Source organism: Aquisalinus flavus (genome assembly GCF_014640095.1).
GTDB classification, from domain to species: Bacteria; Pseudomonadota; Alphaproteobacteria; order Caulobacterales; family Parvularculaceae; genus Aquisalinus; species Aquisalinus flavus.
The window spans coordinates 1,905,100-1,922,077 of record NZ_BMGH01000001.1; the positions used below are offsets into that span (position 1 = coordinate 1,905,100).

12 protein-coding genes are annotated in these 16,978 nt (G+C 64.4%); all 12 read right to left on the bottom strand.

The genetic code is table 11. The features are described 5' to 3' along the window. Nucleotides 1-9 precede the first annotated feature (9 nt). Nucleotides 10-579 (bottom strand): RNA polymerase sigma factor, encoded by a 570-nt coding sequence (locus tag IEV88_RS08800; RefSeq protein WP_188158799.1) that lies wholly within the window; start codon nucleotides 577-579, stop codon nucleotides 10-12. A gap of 97 nt (nucleotides 580-676) precedes the next feature. Then, nucleotides 677-3,598: a bifunctional [glutamine synthetase] adenylyltransferase/[glutamine synthetase]-adenylyl-L-tyrosine phosphorylase gene (locus IEV88_RS08805; RefSeq protein ID WP_188158798.1), complete on the bottom strand. Its 2,922-nt coding sequence runs from the start codon at nucleotides 3,596-3,598 to the stop codon at nucleotides 677-679. Nucleotides 3,599-3,729: 131 nt separating this feature from the next. Next, on the bottom strand, nucleotides 3,730-4,017 hold the full coding sequence (locus IEV88_RS08810; RefSeq protein ID WP_155142810.1) for an HU family DNA-binding protein: 288 nt from the start codon (nucleotides 4,015-4,017) through the stop codon (nucleotides 3,730-3,732). Nucleotides 4,018-4,213: 196 nt separating this feature from the next. Next, on the bottom strand, nucleotides 4,214-5,791 hold the full coding sequence (locus IEV88_RS08815; RefSeq protein ID WP_188158797.1) for a sensor histidine kinase: 1,578 nt from the start codon (nucleotides 5,789-5,791) through the stop codon (nucleotides 4,214-4,216). A 17-nt stretch (nucleotides 5,792-5,808) separates the two neighbouring features. Next, nucleotides 5,809-6,486 carry a response regulator transcription factor gene (locus tag IEV88_RS08820; RefSeq protein ID WP_155142806.1) on the bottom strand — a complete coding sequence of 226 codons (678 nt, stop codon included), beginning with the start codon at nucleotides 6,484-6,486 and terminating at the stop codon, nucleotides 5,809-5,811. A 173-nt stretch (nucleotides 6,487-6,659) separates the two neighbouring features. Further along, entirely contained in the window at nucleotides 6,660-8,156 is a 1,497-nt protein-coding gene (locus IEV88_RS08825) for a Do family serine endopeptidase (protein WP_188158796.1), read from the bottom strand. A 230-nt stretch (nucleotides 8,157-8,386) separates the two neighbouring features. After that, entirely contained in the window at nucleotides 8,387-9,904 is a 1,518-nt protein-coding gene (locus tag IEV88_RS08830) for a hypothetical protein (RefSeq protein ID WP_188158795.1), read from the bottom strand. Nucleotides 9,905-9,987: 83 nt separating this feature from the next. Beyond that, nucleotides 9,988-10,947 (bottom strand): DnaJ C-terminal domain-containing protein, encoded by a 960-nt coding sequence (locus IEV88_RS08835; protein WP_188158794.1) that lies wholly within the window; start codon nucleotides 10,945-10,947, stop codon nucleotides 9,988-9,990. A gap of 118 nt (nucleotides 10,948-11,065) precedes the next feature. Beyond that, nucleotides 11,066-14,974, bottom strand: a complete 3,909-nt coding sequence (locus IEV88_RS08840; protein ID WP_188158793.1) for a baseplate multidomain protein megatron — start codon at nucleotides 14,972-14,974, stop codon at nucleotides 11,066-11,068. Nucleotides 14,975-14,986: 12 nt separating this feature from the next. Further along, nucleotides 14,987-15,433 carry an NlpC/P60 family protein gene (locus IEV88_RS08845; RefSeq protein WP_188158792.1) on the bottom strand — a complete coding sequence of 149 codons (447 nt, stop codon included), beginning with the start codon at nucleotides 15,431-15,433 and terminating at the stop codon, nucleotides 14,987-14,989. Beyond that, on the bottom strand, nucleotides 15,430-16,314 hold the full coding sequence (locus IEV88_RS08850) for a phage/gene transfer agent baseplate hub protein (RefSeq protein ID WP_188158791.1): 885 nt from the start codon (nucleotides 16,312-16,314) through the stop codon (nucleotides 15,430-15,432). The genes IEV88_RS08845 and IEV88_RS08850 overlap by 4 nt, the downstream gene beginning before the upstream one ends. Further along, the gene (locus IEV88_RS08855; protein WP_188158790.1) at nucleotides 16,314-16,943 is read right to left on the bottom strand and encodes a DUF2460 domain-containing protein; all 630 of its coding nucleotides are present in this window, start codon (nucleotides 16,941-16,943) and stop codon (nucleotides 16,314-16,316) included. The genes IEV88_RS08850 and IEV88_RS08855 overlap by 1 nt, the downstream gene beginning before the upstream one ends. Nucleotides 16,944-16,978 lie beyond the last annotated feature (35 nt).

A 16,978-nucleotide genomic window follows, 5' to 3' on the forward strand; every position in this document is an offset into this window, starting at 1 on the left:
CCCCGCAATTCATCCGTCGGCCAGCGCCGCGGCCAGTTTCATATCCTTGCGCATCAAGCGCCGCGCCCGCGCCAGCAATGATTCCAGCGCCTCGATACTGATATCCATCGCCTCTGCCGCCTCATGGTTGGACAGCTCCTCGTAGTGGCACAGGACGATCGCCATCTTCTGGCGCTCCGGCAGCCGGTCGAGTGCCGCACGCACGGCAAGCCCGCGCTCGCGCGCCTCCAGCACCGCATCGGCACCAGGATCATCCGCCATTTGCTCGGGCAGGTCATCGCCGGCAGCCTGTTCGTAGCGCGTCGACGCCTTGCGCAGCCGGTCGTAGCACAGATTGACCGTCACCCGGTGCAGCCAGGTGGAGAACAGCGCCTTGCCCTCCTGCCAATCTGCCGCCTGCCGCATCATCCGGATGAACGCCTCCTGCACGATGTCCTCGGCGGCGCTGCGCGTACCGGTCATGCGATAGGCGACCGCCATCAGCCGGTCGGAATGACGCAGAACCAGCCGCGACGCGGCAGCTGCATCGCCCCGGGCCAGCAGCCGGATATCCTCGATGTCAGGGTCTTCAAGGGACAAGGCTGTTTCCGGTCTCCAAAGGCATTGCGCGGCTACCGCTCGCTGACAGGACTATAACGCCGCAGCGGCAGGAATCCGTCGCGAAGAATGCACCGGGCTATAAAGCGCCGACATAGCGCTGGAACAGGGCCCTTACCTCGGCCTGCTTCGCCTCCAGCCAGCCCTCGATAGCCTCCGGGTCATCGAGGCCAAGCTTGCGCGCGATCAGCCGGCGCACGGCAGCGGGCATGGTCGACGGGTCCGCCCCGCGATCCAGTGTGATCCTTGTCACCTGTATGACGGCCTCATAGCCCTGCGCCGCCTCGGCCAGGGTCGCGGCATCCTGCCGGTCGATCAGCCCGAGATCGGCCATCACCGGCAGGGCGTCGGCGATATGGGCGGGAAAGCGCCCCTTCTCGGCGGCATGGACGAGGCTCAGATACTGGCAGATGAAGTCGATATCGGTCAGCCCGCCATGGGCAAGCTTGACGTCGAGCACGCTGCGGCCCGGCTTGTTCTCCAGCAGCCGCCGGCGCATGTCGATGACGTCCTTCGCCATCTCGGCCGGGTCGCGGCGGCGCGTCAGGATCGCCTCGATATGGCGGTCGAGCCAATCGGCAAGGTTGTCATTGCCGGCGATGATCCGTGCCTTGACGAGGGCCATCTCCTCCCAGGTCCAGGCATCCTTCTGGTAATAGCTTTCGAACGCGTTGCGGCTGACCGCGGCAGGACCGGCCCCGCCCGACGGGCGCAGGGCCATGTCGATCTCGTAAAGCTCGCCCTCCTCTGTCTGGGCCGACAGCGCGGTGACGAGGCGGCGGACATAGCGCGTGTACCAGTTGGTGGCATCGAGCGCCTTGCCGGTGCCGCCTGATGACTCCGCCTCGGGCGGGGCGTCATAAATGAAGATGAGATCGAGATCGGACGTCGCGGTCAGTGCCACCGCGCCGAGACGGCCCATGCCGATGACGGTGATCGAGCCGTCGATCTCGCCATGGGCCTCGACCATCTCGCGCATGGCGATGTCGACGCAGGCGCCGATGCCGATATCGGCAAGGGCGGCATAGCTGCGCGCGGCATCGCGCGGCGCGCTGCGTTCCAGCAGCAGACGACAGGAAATCTGGAACCAGACTTCGCGGTCTTCCCGGCGCAGGGAATTGAGCGCATCCTCGTAATCGACAGCCCGTTCCACCGCGTCGAGGATTTCCTCGTCGTCGATGGTGATATCGGCGTCGGAGCGCTGCAGGAAGGCCTCGTCCAGCAAAACCTCGACCAGCCGCCCGTGCACCGCCATTTCCCGCGCCAGGCGGGGCGAGATGCTGACGAGCCCGGCGACAAGGTCGAGAATATCCAGATTGTTCAGCATCAGCGAGAAGACCTGCACCCCGCCCGGCAGGTTGCGCAGGAAGCCGTCAAAGGCGGCAAGCGCGGCATCGGGCTCATCGACATTGGCACAGGCACGGATGATCGACGGCACGAGCTTGGTCAGCAATGCCCGGCCGCGGGCAGTGCGCGTCGCGCGCATATTACCCTGATGCCATTTGCGCACGGTCGCCGAGACCGCCTGCGGGTTCTGGAAACCGAGCTCGGCCAGCGTACGCAGGGTTTCCGGGTCATGATCGACACCGGTGAAGACGAGCGAGCCGATGCCGGCGGACAGGTCCTCCTCCTCATGGAAAAGGTCGGCATAATGGTTGTGAACAATCTTCAGGGTTTCGACCACGTCCTGCTTCAGCGCCGCGCTATCGTCATAGCCGGACAGATGGGCAAGGCGGGCGATTTCCTCCTCGCGCTCCGGTATCTCGTGGGTCTGCTCGTCATTGACCATCTGTATACGGTGTTCCAGATGGCGCAGGTAGAGATAGGCAGCGCTCAACTCCTCGCAGGTTCTCTCCTCGACCTGCCCGGCACCGACCAGAGCCTGCAGGCCGCCAAGCGTCGTCTTCTCGCGCAGGGAGGGAATACGGCCACCCAGGATCAGCTGCTGGGTCTGGACGAAAAACTCGATCTCGCGAATGCCGCCGCGGCCCAGCTTTATGTCATGGCCCTCGAACCTGAAATCAGCCTGGCCGCGCACCGCGTGGATCTGGCGCTTGATCGAATGAATGTCCTCGATCGCCGAGTAATCGAGATATTTGCGCCAGATGAAGGGCGTGAAGATATCGTTCATCACATTGGCAGTGCGCTCGTCACCGGCAATGAAGCGCGCCTTGATGAACGCTGCCCGCTCCCAGTTCTGGCCATAGGTCTCGTAATAATGCTCCGCTGCAGACACGCTGACCGAGGCAGACGACGATCCGGGATCCGGCCGCAACCGAAGGTCCGTACGGAAAACATAGCCCTCGGCCGTCTGATCCTGCAGCGTTGCCATCGCGCGCTGGATCGTGCGGTCGAGAAAGCGCCGCGTCTCCTTCATCTTCTCCGTCATGTCGTGGGGTGCAACGAACGCCTCGACCAGATTCGGCTCGTGGAAAATGACGAGGTCGATATCGCTGGAATAGTTCAGCTCGCAGGCGCCATGCTTGCCCATCGCATAGACGGCAAAGCCCGCCCGCTCTGCGAGCGGGTCGGGGCCCAAGGCACCGGTGAGGTCGCGCAAGGCATGATCGAAGGCGGTCCTTACCGCTGCATCGGCAAACCGGCTCAGCCCCGCCATGACCGCGCGGTCATCCCGAAGGCCCGACAGGTCGAGGACGGACAGGATCATCGCCACTTGCTTCTTCAGTGCGCGGAGCGTTGCCGGTGCCTCCGGGTCCGTCCGTGCTGTCTGCGCACGCTCGACGATCCGGTCGATGGCATGCTCGGGGTCCAGCCGCAACAGGTCGGCCAGCACCTCGATGTTCAACCGGAACGTCCTGTCCAGAAAGGGCGAGCCGCTGGCGATCAGGCATAGAAGGTCGGCGGCGGCAGGGTCGAGATCACCCGCCCTCTTCGCCAATTCACCGCGCAGGCGGTCCGCGCGTTCCGCATTATGGCGACGCGGCCAGCGGGCACGGTCTACCCCGGCAATCAGCTGTTCGATGGTTTGGCTGTCAGCCATCGTGTTCCTTCCGGCGTTGCTTCTACCCGGCGTTTCTCCTGCCCGATGTCTCCTTGTATGATTATAAGGCAGCGCGGGCACAAAAAAACCCGCCATGGCGGCGGGCTTTCCCGGAAAATCCTGCGCGGCGCCTATTTGGTGCCTGCAGCTTCCTTCAGGTTTGTCGACGGCTTGAAGCGCAGCGATTTCGATGCCTTGATCTTGATCTCCTCGCCCGTGCGCGGGTTGCGGCCCTTGCGGGCGGCGCGCTTGGTGATGGTGAACGTGCCGAAGGTACCGATCGTGTACTTGCCTTCTTTTTTCGCTTTCTTCAGGCCATTTTCGATTTCGCCGAAAACCAGCTCGACAACGCGCTTTGCTTCGGCGTTGCTCATGTCACCGGATTTGGCAACGTTGGCGATAAAGTCTGCTTTGCTCATTTTGGATTCTTCCCAGATCTTTGTTGAAACGGACCCAACCCTCTATCCGTGGGCGGATGCTTGAACAAAGACCTGATTTTTACAGGGTTTCAAGCGGCAAGGTGCCACAAAACCCTTATTTTTGCATGTTTTCAGGCCGAAAAGGCACTTGCAGGGGTCAGAATCACCGCTGGCAAGGACTTTCACGGCAAAAAGGTCAGCCCTTCTGGTTGCCGATCTTGATCATCTCGAACAGGTTCTTCGGCGCTGGCGGGAATGCAATTCTGATGCCGAGACCGTAATTGCCCGGCTGATCGAGGGACTGCTTGTCCTCATGGCGCGGCAGGCCGGGACCGACAGAGAGCTGGCCATTATGGAACCGGGCAATCGCCGTGACCATCGACAGGCCGAGGCCGGAGCCATGGGTCGAGCGGCTCTTCTCCAGCCGCACGAAGCGATTGAGAATGCGCTCGCGGTCGATTGGCGAGACGCCGGGGCCATTATCGGAAACCGACATCAGCGCCCCGCCGCCGACCCGGGGCGCGACCTTGACCTCGATCATCGGCTCGACGCCCGCCTCGGTCGTCTTGCCATATTTGAAGGCGTTGTCGAGCAGGTTGGCGAGCGCCTGCGAGATCAGTTCACGCGAGCCCATCACTTGCGGCGTTGCCTGCAGATGGACATTCAGCCGGAAGCCGGCATCCTGCGCGGCCGGCTCGTACAGCTCCGTCACTTCCTCAACGAGGGCGACGAGATCGACCGGTTTCATCGTGCCGTAACGCTCGCCGGATTCGATCCGGGTAATTGACAGAAGCGCATTGAAGGTCGCGAGCAGACGGTCGACATCGGGGATCGTCTGCTCGACAACCGTCTTGTAGTCGGTCTCCGGCTCGCTCACGGCGGATTCAAGCCGGTTGCGGATGCGCGTCAGCGGCGAGCGCAAATCATGGGCGATATTGTCGGAGACCTGCTTCATGCCGGTCATCAGCCGCTCGATCTGGTCGAGCATGGAATTGAGGTTGCGCGACAGCGCATCGAACTCGTCGCCAGCACCGGACAGGGGAATACGCTTGCCGAGATCGCCAGCGGTGATCGCTTCGGCCGTGCGATTCACATCATCGAGGCGGGCAAGGAAGGCGCGGGATGAAAAATAGGCAACGACCAAAGCCAGAATGAAGGTGACGCCCGCCATGCGGACGAAGACATCGCTTGCTGCCTCGCGGATACGGACAAGGTCGGTGATATCGCGGGCAACGAAGACGATCGCCTCCTGCCGCCGCGTCTCGGAATTATACATGCGCCGCATGCCGCCGATGCCGTAGCGCATCTCGATCTTGTCCGGGTCCAGAATATTATTGCGGGCGCTCGCGGTGATCCGCTCATAGCTGAACTCGACGATGTTTTCGCTGTCGAGTGCCTCCGGCGGGATCTGCGACAGGTCGCGCACCGGCGCCTGGCGATTATCGGGATCGATCAGGATATAAAGCGCGTCCTTGGTATAGGCGCTGCCACGGGCATTGTAGGAAGACGAACGCAGGCCGATGACGCGGCGCAGGCCCGGATAGCCCGCGCGTTCATAGACCTGTTCCATCGCGGCAATCTCGTCGGTGATCTGGTCTTCCATGTCGCCGATGGCATCGCCGATCGTGGCGCGATAGACGAAGGCGCTGAGCACGAAGACCGAGATGACGAACAGGATCATCGTGATCAGGGTGAACCTGAACGACGTCGTCCTCACCAGCCGGAAGACGCGGCTTGAGCCCTTCCGGTTGTTGTCCTGTCGGTCCTCGGTCATGCCCCTCGTCCCGGCGATCAGTCTTCGTCAGAGAGCGTGTAGCCTGCCCCGCGGACGGTCTTGAGGAGCTGGGTATCGAAATCCTTGTCGATCTTGCCGCGCAGGCGGGAGATATGGACGTCGATAACGTTCGTCTGCGGATCGAAGTGATACTCCCAGACGTTTTCGAGCAGCATGGTGCGGGTCACGACCTGGCCGGCATGACGCATGAGATATTCCAGCAGGCGGAATTCCCGCGGCTGCAGGTCAATCTTGCGGCCACCGCGGCGCACGGTCCGCGACAGTATATCCATTTCCAGGTCGCCGACGGAGAATTTCGTCGTCACATTGGACGGCGCGCGGCGCCGGCCGAGCGCTTCGACCCGCGCCAGCAGTTCGGAGAAGGCATAGGGTTTGACCAGATAGTCATCGCCGCCCGCCTGCAGGCCGGAGACACGGTCATCGACCTCGCCCAGCGCCGACAGGAACAGGGCCGGCGTCTCGTCACCCGCCTCGCGGCGCTTTTCCAGCATGGTCAGGCCGTCCATCTGCGGCAGCATGCGGTCGATGACATAGGCATCATAGCCGCCATTCTCCGCCATGTTAAGGCCGGTAGCGCCGTCGATCACGTGGTCGACAGAGTGACCCGCCTCGCGCAGGCCCTTGACCAGATAGGCTGCCGCATCCGCATCATCTTCGACTACCAGGATCCGCATGTTCGAACTTCCTTTCGTTCCCCGTAATTCTCGTGTCGCCAAACTGTCGCCGCCGGTCTACCAGCGCCGTGTGGCACAAAAAAGGATAAACAGGCTGCCCCGAGTAAAGACAGCCTGTTTCCTTATAATACCTGCCCGCTGCAAAGGTTCAGAGCCACGGGCAATCCCGTCCCTCAGGATTTCTTCAGCGGCAGGGCGCGGAAATCCTTGCGGTCGCCGGCCTGGACCCGCAACAGCACGGCTTCCTTGCCGCTTTCCTGCAGGGCCTTGATCTTGCTTTCGACATCGCTCGGCGAATTGACGGCATCATTATCGATCTCGTAGATCACCATGCCGCGCTGCAGGCCGGCCTGGGCCGCCGGACTGTTCGGCGCAACGGAGGTGACCAGCGCGCCGCGCAGGTCCGTCGGCAGATCATACTGCTGGCGGGCCTGATCCGTCAGTGCACTGAACCGGACACCCAGTTCGGAGGTGACTTCCGGCGTCGGGCTGGCGCCATCATCGCTCGGCACCTCGGCCTGGGCCAGCTGATCTTCATTGCGCTCACCCAGTTTGACGCGCAGGTTTTTCTCCGACCCGTCACGCCAGACCGTCAGCTTGGCGGTCTCTCCCGGGGCGACCGACCCGACAGCGCGGGTCAGCGTGCGGGCATTGTCGACTTTGGTGCCGTTGAAATCGATCACGATGTCACCGCTTTGGACACCGGCATTGGCTGCCGGCGTGCCGGGCTGGACATTGACGACCAGCGCACCTTCGGCGCTGTCGAGACCGACAGCGGCAGCGTGGTTGTTGTCGAACGGCCTGATCTCGACCCCGAGCCAGCCACGGGTCACGGTGCCCTTCTCGATCAGTTGCTCGACGACGAAGCTTGCCGTCTGGGCCGGGATCGCGAAACCGATACCGACCGAGCCGCCGGTCGGCGAAAAGATGGCATTGTTGACGCCGACGACACGGCCATTGAGGTCGAAGGTCGGGCCGCCTGAATTGCCGCGGTTGATCGGCGCGTCGATCTGGATGAAGTCGTTATAGACCCCCATACCGTTGTCGCGGCCGATGGCCGAAACGATGCCGCTGGTGACCGTACCGCCGAGGCCGAACGGGTTGCCCACAGCCAGTACCCAGTCGCCGACGCGCAAATTCACATTATCGGCGAAGGTGACGAAAGGCTGACCCTGCGGGGCAGAGACTTTCAGGACGGCAATATCGGTCGCCGCATCGGTGCCGAGAAGCTCGGCTTCCAGCTCTGAGCCGTCATTCAGGCGGATGGTGATGGTCTCGGCGCCATCGATGACGTGGTTATTGGTGACGATATGGCCCTCGCCATCGATGAAGAAGCCGGAGCCCTCGGCAGCGGCCTGGCGCGATTGACCAAATTGTTCTTCGAAATTCTCGCCGAACTGGCGCTCGAAGAACCACTGGAATTCGCTGGGGATCTCGGGCTGCTCGATGGTTTTCTCGGTATGAATCGAGACGACTGCCGGGCTCACCTGCTCGACGAGGTCGGCAAAGGATATCTGGCCGCCGAAGCCGGTCGGCGGGGTCATCAGGCGCGGCGCCTGGGCATAGGTGGTGTCGGGAAGGGCGAAGGCAGCCGCACCGATGGCGAGCGCCCCGACCCCTGAAAGAATTAGTTTTTTCAACGGTGTTTTCGTGATCGTGCGGAGTGTCATCTTCTTACCCTTATTTCCGGTTCTCTCCGAAACCTGCCCAATTCCATGAAACGGTAACAGCGAGACGGTGATCTCTTAACTGTCGGCCAGCACACTGGCAGCCGACGTCCCCATAATATGGTGACAATACTCTTACATGACCGTGTCATAGGAGTTACATCTTAGTAATGGACAACACAGACAAGTGTCTGTTTTTACATGATAAATGAAGTATCCACGTCCATTGCCGGTCAGGCGGCGAGCTTTGCCCGCTCAAGGGCATCCTGCAGAGCCACGAGCGTGCCGTGGCTGCCGAGCAGCTCGGCGACCGGCACCAGGAAGGCGGCGCGGGTCGCCTCGTCTTCCAGCGCCGGACCTGACAGCGCCCGCAACCGGGCGGTGACCTGGCCGAGATAGTGGTCGACAAAGGCCGCCGTTTCCCGATGCAGCGAGCGCCAGACCTCGCTCTTGCCATAGAGCGGCGCCATCATGTCGCCGGCCTGCAGGAAATGTGCGGCATCATGGCCGGTGCGGACCAGCCGGCGCGCCTCTTCCGAGCCACTCTGCCAGGACAGGTCCGGCACATCGCCATCGGCGTTGTCGGCACGCACACGCAGGATGGCCTCGAGCGCCCCGGCGGCGGTCTCGATCAGCTGCTCGAACATGTCAGAACCGGCTTCGACCAGCTCGTCGAGGCGGTCTTCCAGCTCCTCGCTGCCAAGCAGGGACCGTTTGCCGATCACGCCGGAGAGAAGTTCGGAGAAGCCGAGGAACGGATCGAGCGCACTTGCCTCGCCCCCCTCGGCGGTGAACCGCCGGGTGAGCCAGTCGCTTTGCAGGTCGAGCACGGACAGGAGGTGACGCGCGATCAGGGAGACGGGCTTCTGCCGTCCCTCTTCCTGCGCCGCCTCGGTGAGCGCGGCATGCAGCCACAGACCCTGCCATGGCTGTTCAAGATTGGACAGGATCGCATATTGCAGATAGGCGCCAAGCGCCGGTTTGGCGCGGGTCAGGTCCATGACCTGGGCAGCGATCTCGCCGGCCCTGGCCTTGAGGCGCTGATCGATCAGGGGGCGGACCTTGCTGAACTCGCTCTGGAACGACAGGATCAGCGGCAGCATCTTCTGCAGCTCGGCGAAATCGCCAAGGCCGGTTTCGCCGCCCAGACGGGTGACGAGCGCCCGGCGCGTCGCCTTGTCATCGCGAGCGCGGGCAAAGAGATTGTCGACGATCACACGGGCAGCGGAATGCATTTCGCTGGTGATGTGGCGGTAATAGTCTTCCGGCTGGTCCGCGCCTTCAAGCTCCGCGCGCATCCAGATATCGCGGATGACGGCGCCGGATCCTTCATCGTTCAGCATACGCCATATGCCCGGCAGGGAGGTCGAGCACAAATAGCCGTCGATCCGCCCGGCATAGCGCGGCGGATCGATGATCAGGGATTCGAACGGCAGGAAGAAAGCGTGCATCGCATTGCGCGGCGGGGTGAAGGCAGCGGGTTCTGGTTCCGTCTCAACGGATGCGTCACCATCGATCCCGTCGCGCTCTGCATCGAGCATCAAGGGTTCCTCAACGGTCCCTGGTGCTGGCGTCACATGATCAAATGCGATGCCCCTGTCCCCCGCCGCCCGGCCGATCAGGCGCAGCAGGATAGCATCGACATCGCCCGAAGCGCTTTTTTCGAGAGCAAGATGAAGGCCCCGCAACAGGTCCGCCGGAACGGCCCTGAAGAGCTCCAAAAGCTTTTCTTCCTTTGCGGATCCAATCAAGTCTGCCGCCCCTTGTTGCCCGATAAGACAATCAGCAGCCTCAAGGGGTAAAGTGTGTCGGGCCGCCCGCGCAATAGCGGACCCTACAGTTTTAGCCTCGATCTGGGATCATCTTCGCGATCGCCGTCCCAGGTCCTGGCAAATTCCTCCAACGCCTCGTCCGGCTTGTCCGGCAGGACGATGCGCAGGCGGGCGATCTGGTCGCCATGGGTGCCTGTCTTGGCATTCTTCAGGCCCTTGCCGCGCAGGCGCAGGGCCGTGCCGGAACTCGCGCCCCTTGGAACCGCGATCGAGACCTCGCCATGGACGGTGGGAATGGTGATCTTGCCGCCGAGCACCGCCTCGCTGAGGGTGACCGGCACCTCGAGGGTGACGGTATCGCCCTCCAGCCTGAAGAAGCGATGCGGTTTTACCGAGATATCGACATAGACATCGCCCGGCTCGCCGCCGTTCATGCCCGGTTCGCCCTGGCCGCGCAGGCGCAGGGACTGGCCGTCGCGCAGGCCTTCGGGGATGTTGATATCGAGCGTGCGCCCGTCGGGCATGGTCACGCGCTTGCGGTTTCCCCGCGCCGCCTCGAGAAAATCGACCTCCATGCGATAGCGCACGTCCCGGCCCTGTTGCGAGGCGGACCCGCGCGCGGCGGCGCCGCCGAACATCTCCGAGAAAATATCGGAGATATCCTCAAAGCCGCCGCCGCCGGTGGAGCGATAGGTGCGCGACTGGCCGCCGCCCGGCTGGCCATAGGCGCCTGCCCGGAACCCGTCACCGCCCGCACCCGGGCCGCTGCCATAGCTGCGGCCGGCAAAGGCGCGTTCGTTGCCATCGGCATCGATCTCGCCGCGGTCGTATCTGGCGCGCTTGTCCTTGTCGCCGATGATCTCGAACGCGGCGGAGGCTGCCTTGAACTTGTCCTCGGCTGAATTGTCGCCGGGATTGCGGTCAGGGTGGTGCTGCTTGGCGAGCGCACGATAGGCCTTGCGGATCGTGTCCTGATCCGCAGATTTGTGCACGCCCAGAACCGTGTATGGGTCTTTAGCCAAGTCGAATACCTCTTGATCACCGGAATATAGCCGTTCAGCGAGTATACGGCCTGTTTGATGGAATGTTCCATATGTCTGTTTTTCATCCGGTTTTTCAAGGGTGGCAGGGTAGACCCCTCTACAGGGTGACCGTGATCGCCGCGGCGCTGCCGCGCCCGAAGATCGCAGAGCGCTGGGCCACGCGGATCGTCGCCGTGCCGCCGCCGGGAAAATCTTCGACCATCATGGCATCGGTCCAGACAATCGAAGGGGTCGTGGCCACAAGGGTCCGTTTCAGGCTCTCGCCGTCGAGAATGTCGACATCATAAAGCTCGCTGTCTTCACCGAGCGGCACGTCCTCGATCTCCCAGTTATCCCCGCCGATCCGTGTGCGCCGTATCCATCCGATGGCGATCCCGCCTGTCGCTTTTTCTGCCCTGAGATGGACAGGAGAGCGCGGCCGCCAGCCGAGCCCCTGCGGCGTGTCGGTGCGGGTGACATAGGCATCGCTTTGCGGCGGATACTGGCGCGGACCCGCAAGCCGGGTCGCGGGCACAAGCCGTGCCTCCACTGGCAGGGGGAAGCCCTCGACCGCGCCGGACAGCAAGATCGCCCGCGCGCCGTCGCTCGCGCCGGCTGCCGCTTCCTCCTCTGTTCCGGCAAGGCCGCGCAGGAGATCGGTCAGCAGCCAGCTGCCGTCCGGCTGCAGGCTGGCGGTCGCAAACCGCAACACTTCCCAGCCGCCGGTCGCCGATTGCACGGCAAGGCCGTTCGCCCCGGCGAGCACGTTTTCTTCCGCCGCAGAGGACAGCGCCCCGCTCGACAGGCGGATCCGGAGGGACGACGCCCTGTCCCAGCGGCCAGTCGGCCCGCCAGGCAGGGCGGCTGCCAGCCGCCCCATCCGCGCCGGTGCTTCGAGAATCTCCTCCAGCACCGGCTCGCCGCCGGTCTCGCGATAGACGGCGATGCCACCGGGCCACGGGCTGGCATAGGCGGCCGCGTACAGCGATGGCGTATCGCCCGGCCCGAGCAATGGCAGGTCGACCAGCTCGAATATTGGCGCGCCGAAGCTGGCGGGCGGTGCCTCGATCCGGCGGCGCGAGGCGGCGAGGTCGATGCCATAGATGCCGGGCGCGGTCGCAACCGCCTCGACCTGCCGCGCCTGCCCATCGAGGATCTCGCCCACGCGCAGGGTCACCGCCCCCTCCGGCAGGGCGAGCGCGATGACATCGGTCGGCTCCAGCGCCAACAGCGAGGGCGGCAGCGAGAGTCTGGCAGAGCGGGCCATGACCAGAGCATCGGCGATCAGCGCCCGCGCCCGGCCTTCCGCCTCCCCCGCTTCCATGATCACCGGCGCGTCGAGACTGACCGTCCGCCTGCTGATGGCCTGATCCTGCCTTGCCCCGGCGACGGACAGGGCATAATCCTGACCGTCATCGAGATAGGCGATCTCCAGCGCAGCGGGCAGGTCACCGGCCTGGGCCAGGGTCAACTCGAAGGGTTCGCCCTCGCCCGCAACCAGCCTGCCTGGCGGGATAGTGAGCGCCGCCTCTGCGCCGCGCGGCACGAAAGAGATGCCCGTCGCCGTTTCCATCGCATCGACCTGATAGAGGCCGAGCAGCGGTTCCAGCGCGGCGCGCGGGCTCATCGGCCGGTCGATGACATAGCCGGTGACGAGACCCTGCAGGGCCCCGGTCTCGATCTGCGTCAGGCCTGTGCGCCCGGCGATCGCCGCCGTCAGCTGGCCCAGCGGGACGCGCCCCGCCCGCCCGTTCAGCCAGTGGCCGAAAGTCCAGTTGTCGCCATCGGACCACAGATCGACCCGCCCCGGGAAATCCGGGAAGGGCCGGGCGTCCCAGGCATAGAGATAGATGCCGGACACATCGACCATCGGGCCGCCATAGACCGGCGAGACCGGGTTGTTTTCCGTCTCTGCCCAGAAGGACAGATGCGCCTCGATCAACCGGCGCTGGATGAAGTCGTCGCGATTGCCGCTGGAAAAATGCGGCAGGGCGCTTTCAGAGCTTTTCGGATCGAAGAAGACATTGGGCTGGTTCGCCGCCTTGTCGATGGCGGCGCAGCCAAGCTCGGTGAAGCGGATCGGCTTGGCGCGGGGGGTGAAGGCGGTGGGAGACGGGCTGCGCGCGCCGCCGGGGCGTTCGTGATGGGTGTTGGCCCACCAGTTCCAAAGATCCTTGGGGCGAAAGACCCAATCCTCATTATGGGCCTCGCCATGGGCAGTGTCGTCGATCGGGGTACGGATCTGCGCGGCACGGTCGGCATCGCTGGCGTAAAACCAGTCATAGCCCTCCCCGCCCCTGATATTGCACTGCAGATATGCGATCTCATACGCGCTGCGCCAGCCAAGCTGCGCATCGAGATGGCCGTGGCCGTCGCGCCAGTCGGCCAGCGGCATGTAATTGTCGATGCCGATAAAGTCGATATTGCTGTCAGCCCACAGAGCATCGAGCGGGAACAGAACGTCGCCGGTGCCGTCGTCCGGCTGGTAGCTGGCATATTCCGACCAGTCGGCGGCGTAGGAAATTTCTGTGAAGGGGCCAAGTACCGCACGGACCTGCGCCGCCAGCGCGATGAATTTCTCCACCGCCGGATACGCGCCCGCTCCGTCGCGGGTGCAGGTGAGACCGCGCATCTCCGAGCCGATCAGGAAGGAGGAGACGCCGCCTGCGGCCTTGGCCAGATGGGCATAGTGCAAGATCATGCGGTTGAGGCCCCAACCGGCAGGGCCGGTATAGGTGACGCTGGTGCCGGACACGGAGAAATCATCCGCCTGTGCCGCGCCGAACAGGGCATTTATGCCCGTGCGGGCAGCGGCGGACTTGTCGAGGCTGCCGGGCCGGATACGCCCGCGCCAGGGGAAGACCGGCTGGCCGGGCGCACCGCTATCCGGGTCCGGCAGGGCATTGCCCGGCGCAATGTCCATCAGGATGAAGGGATAGAACAGGACCTCGAAGCCCTGCGCCGTCAGATGCCGGATCGCCTCGACCACCGAGCGGTCCGACGGCGTGCCGCCATAGGCCGGGCGGCCATCGACCGTCGAGACGACATGGGCGTCTTCGCGGGTCGTGCCGCCCACGGACCACTGGAATGGCGTGGTTTCCTTGTCGAGTAACTCGACACCGGGTCTGACCTCGCAGAACCCGGCGCGCAGATCAGTCCCGAACCAGGACACGATCAGCGCGACTTTCGAGCACGCGGGCAGCGTCTCCGTCAGCGCCCGGACCGACGCGACGAGGTCGGTGCCGCCGGCATTGTTGTTGACATTCTCCTGCCGCGTTGCGCCCTCGCCATCATCGACCAGGACCGGCGTCGTCGCATAGGCGGACTCGCCCGAACCCGGGATCAGGCAGACGGCCCGGGCAACGTTCTCTAGGCTCGCCCCGTTTTCATCCGCAAGGGGCCGTTCGATTTCGAAGGAGAATTGCGGAACGCGGTTGCCGAAAGCGGCCAGCGGCAGGTCCTCGAACACGATATAGGCAAGGCCGCGATAGGCCGGGGCGAGCCCTGCCCCCTCCACCGCCTCGATGGCGCTGTCAGGCAGCTGGTCCTCCGCACCCGTATAAAGCCGGTATGTGTAGTCCTGCAGGCTGACCGGCTTGCCATCGGCCCAGACCCGGCCGATGCGGCTGATCTCCCCTTCGCACAGGCCGATGGCGAGGGAGACGGAATAGAGCCAGGTGGTGGTCGTCGTCTCGACCGGACGGCTGGCGCCGCCGCCCTTGCCGCCGGTTGTAGTCGTATCGGTGGCGACGGTCTCGAGGAAATCCGAGGCCCAGATGATCTCGCCGGACAGCCGGGCACGGCCATAGATGGCGGGGATGGGCGTGCCCTCGCTCGCCGTCTGCAGGCGGAAGGCCTCGACCTGTGGACCGGTGCGCCGCCGTCTTGCCGGGCCATAGATCAGGTTTTCCGCCTGACCGGTGACGTAAGCCGCAGCGCCCCGGGCGATACCGGAAGCAAGACCGCGGCCAAGGCTGCTGGCAGCGCCGCCGGCAAGGCGCCCGGCGGTGACGACGAGTTGGCTCATGACTTTCTCCTGTTACTGAACGCCGGGAAAGACATAGAGACCGGCGATACGCGCCTTCCACCAGCGCGACAGCCAGCTTTCGCACACTGACCGTCCGGCATAGGCGTGGATGAAGCGGTCATCGCCCGTCAGCACGCCCATATGCTTGGCCGGGCCGCCGGGCATGATGCGGAAGAGGACGACATCGCCGGGCAGCAACGCGCCGTCAGTCCGTGCGACCATCCAGCGGTTTGCGGCACCGATCAGGCGTTCATCGCCATGGCGCTCGATCCAGTCGGGGGTGTAGGGCGGCGGCACTTCCGGCTCCGCGCCATAGAGCTCGCGCCAGAGACCGCGCACGAGGCCGAGACAATCCGTACCCGCCCCTTTCGCGCTTGCCTGATGGACATAGGGCGTGCCGAGCCAGGTGCGGGCGGCGGCGACGATCTGGTCGCGGGAGGGTCCGTTGGGAAGGTTCATGAGCGCTTGCCCCCTGTGTTCGGCTCGCCGGAGACCGGATAGCGCGTGACGAAATCATTGCCCGGTATGTGCGGCATGCCCCTGAAGTTGAGGCCGTTGGCAAATTTGTTGCGACAGGTGGCAAAGCGCCGGTCACAGCCAGCGGTGAGGATGAGCGTGTCGCCTGCCGCGACCGGGCGGTGCGGCGGCTGCCACAGGATCAGCCGGTGCGGCGTGCCCGCGACGTGGCGGCGGACGGGTACGCGCAGTCCGGCATTCTGCCCACCGGTGAAGGTGACGAGGCCATGGGTGAACCAGCCATTGGCGAAGGCGTCGAGGCCGGTGACGGATATCTCCGCCTGCCCCGGAATCGCGCTGACCGTGGCGCTGCTCTTGTATGCCGGCGCGGCGAGATCGACACCGCAGCGGGTATCGCCGAGCACGGCATCGCAGCCATGCTGATAGACGCGGCCGGTCTCCTCGTCGAGGCGGGCGCTGAGGCCGCGCAGCTCCGCCGTGTAAGAGTGACTGCCGCGGCGGACCTCGCCGAGCGTGCCGGTCTTCAGCAGCAGGCGTTGCTCCGTGTCCTGCCAGTTCACGCGCCAGACTTCCAGCGTCGCGCCGTCATAGCGGCCGGCATCGAGATCGGCTGGCGTCAGCGCGGCGGCATTGAACGCGCCCTCGATCTCGGCATTGTCGACCGACAGGCCGGCTGAGGCCTCCAGCGCCGACAGCGTGCCGCCGGTCATGGCCGCGAAATTCGTGCCGTCGAAGACCAGCGACCGGTCGTGATCGGTGAAGCCAAAAGCGGTGCCATCTCTGCGGGTCAGACGCCAGCAGGTAGCGAGCGTCGTCGTGCCAGAGTCGAGATGGGCCTGGAGGGCGGGCGATATCGTGCGCATCAGGACAGTACCTCGATCACGGGTATGTCGGGAATGTCGCCGGCCTTCAGCGCGGCAAGGCTGATCGAGAGCGTGTCGCTGTCGAAGCGGACGGCGATGTCGAATTCGAACCCGGCGGTGAGCGCCACGTCATCTGCCGGGGCGGTGGCGAAGGTGACGAGGCCGGTCGATATGTCGACGGAGTAGTCGGTCGGGTCGAGGAGGACGCCGTTGACCGCGACGAGCACCGTGCCGGCAACGGGCTTGGTGATCGCCCGGACATGGCTGTGCCCGCCGCTGGCATAAGTCTTTGAAAGCCGGAACTGTGTCACCTCCCCGTCGCCGGTGCCGATGGGCTGGTCGTGCGCCTGCGGCGTGGCGGCGATGCTGCAGGATTTCCAGTCGAACGGGTCACGCCAGCGGAACGCATGAAGACGACCATGGCGGGCCTCGAAAAAGGCGATAACTTGCTCGATCTCCGGCAATGACTTGATGCCATAGCCGGCATTGAAGCGCCGCCGCGATCCGGCCCAGGGAGAGTTTCTCTCCTCATGCCCGGAGGCGAGCGTGACGATGTCGGTGCGCCGCTCCGGCCCGCCCGCGGAGGACAGGGAGATATCGACAGGAAAGCGGATATCGTGAAAAGCCATTCTCTATGCTCCTTGTACGATCCTTGTAATCGCTG

Coding starts and splice junctions, on each gene's coding strand:
- IEV88_RS08840 (WP_188158793.1), bottom strand. CDS start 14,974: ATGAGCCAACTCGTCGTCACCGCCGGGCGCCTTGCCGGCGGCGCTGCC.
- IEV88_RS08825 (WP_188158796.1), bottom strand. CDS start 8,156: ATGACACTCCGCACGATCACGAAAACACCGTTGAAAAAACTAATTCTT.
- IEV88_RS08805 (WP_188158798.1), bottom strand. CDS start 3,598: ATGGCTGACAGCCAAACCATCGAACAGCTGATTGCCGGGGTAGACCGT.
- IEV88_RS08820 (WP_155142806.1), bottom strand. CDS start 6,486: ATGCGGATCCTGGTAGTCGAAGATGATGCGGATGCGGCAGCCTATCTG.
- IEV88_RS08845 (WP_188158792.1), bottom strand. CDS start 15,433: ATGAACCTTCCCAACGGACCCTCCCGCGACCAGATCGTCGCCGCCGCC.
- IEV88_RS08815 (WP_188158797.1), bottom strand. CDS start 5,791: ATGACCGAGGACCGACAGGACAACAACCGGAAGGGCTCAAGCCGCGTC.
- IEV88_RS08850 (WP_188158791.1), bottom strand. CDS start 16,314: ATGCGCACGATATCGCCCGCCCTCCAGGCCCATCTCGACTCTGGCACG.
- IEV88_RS08810 (WP_155142810.1), bottom strand. CDS start 4,017: ATGAGCAAAGCAGACTTTATCGCCAACGTTGCCAAATCCGGTGACATG.
- IEV88_RS08855 (WP_188158790.1), bottom strand. CDS start 16,943: ATGGCTTTTCACGATATCCGCTTTCCTGTCGATATCTCCCTGTCCTCC.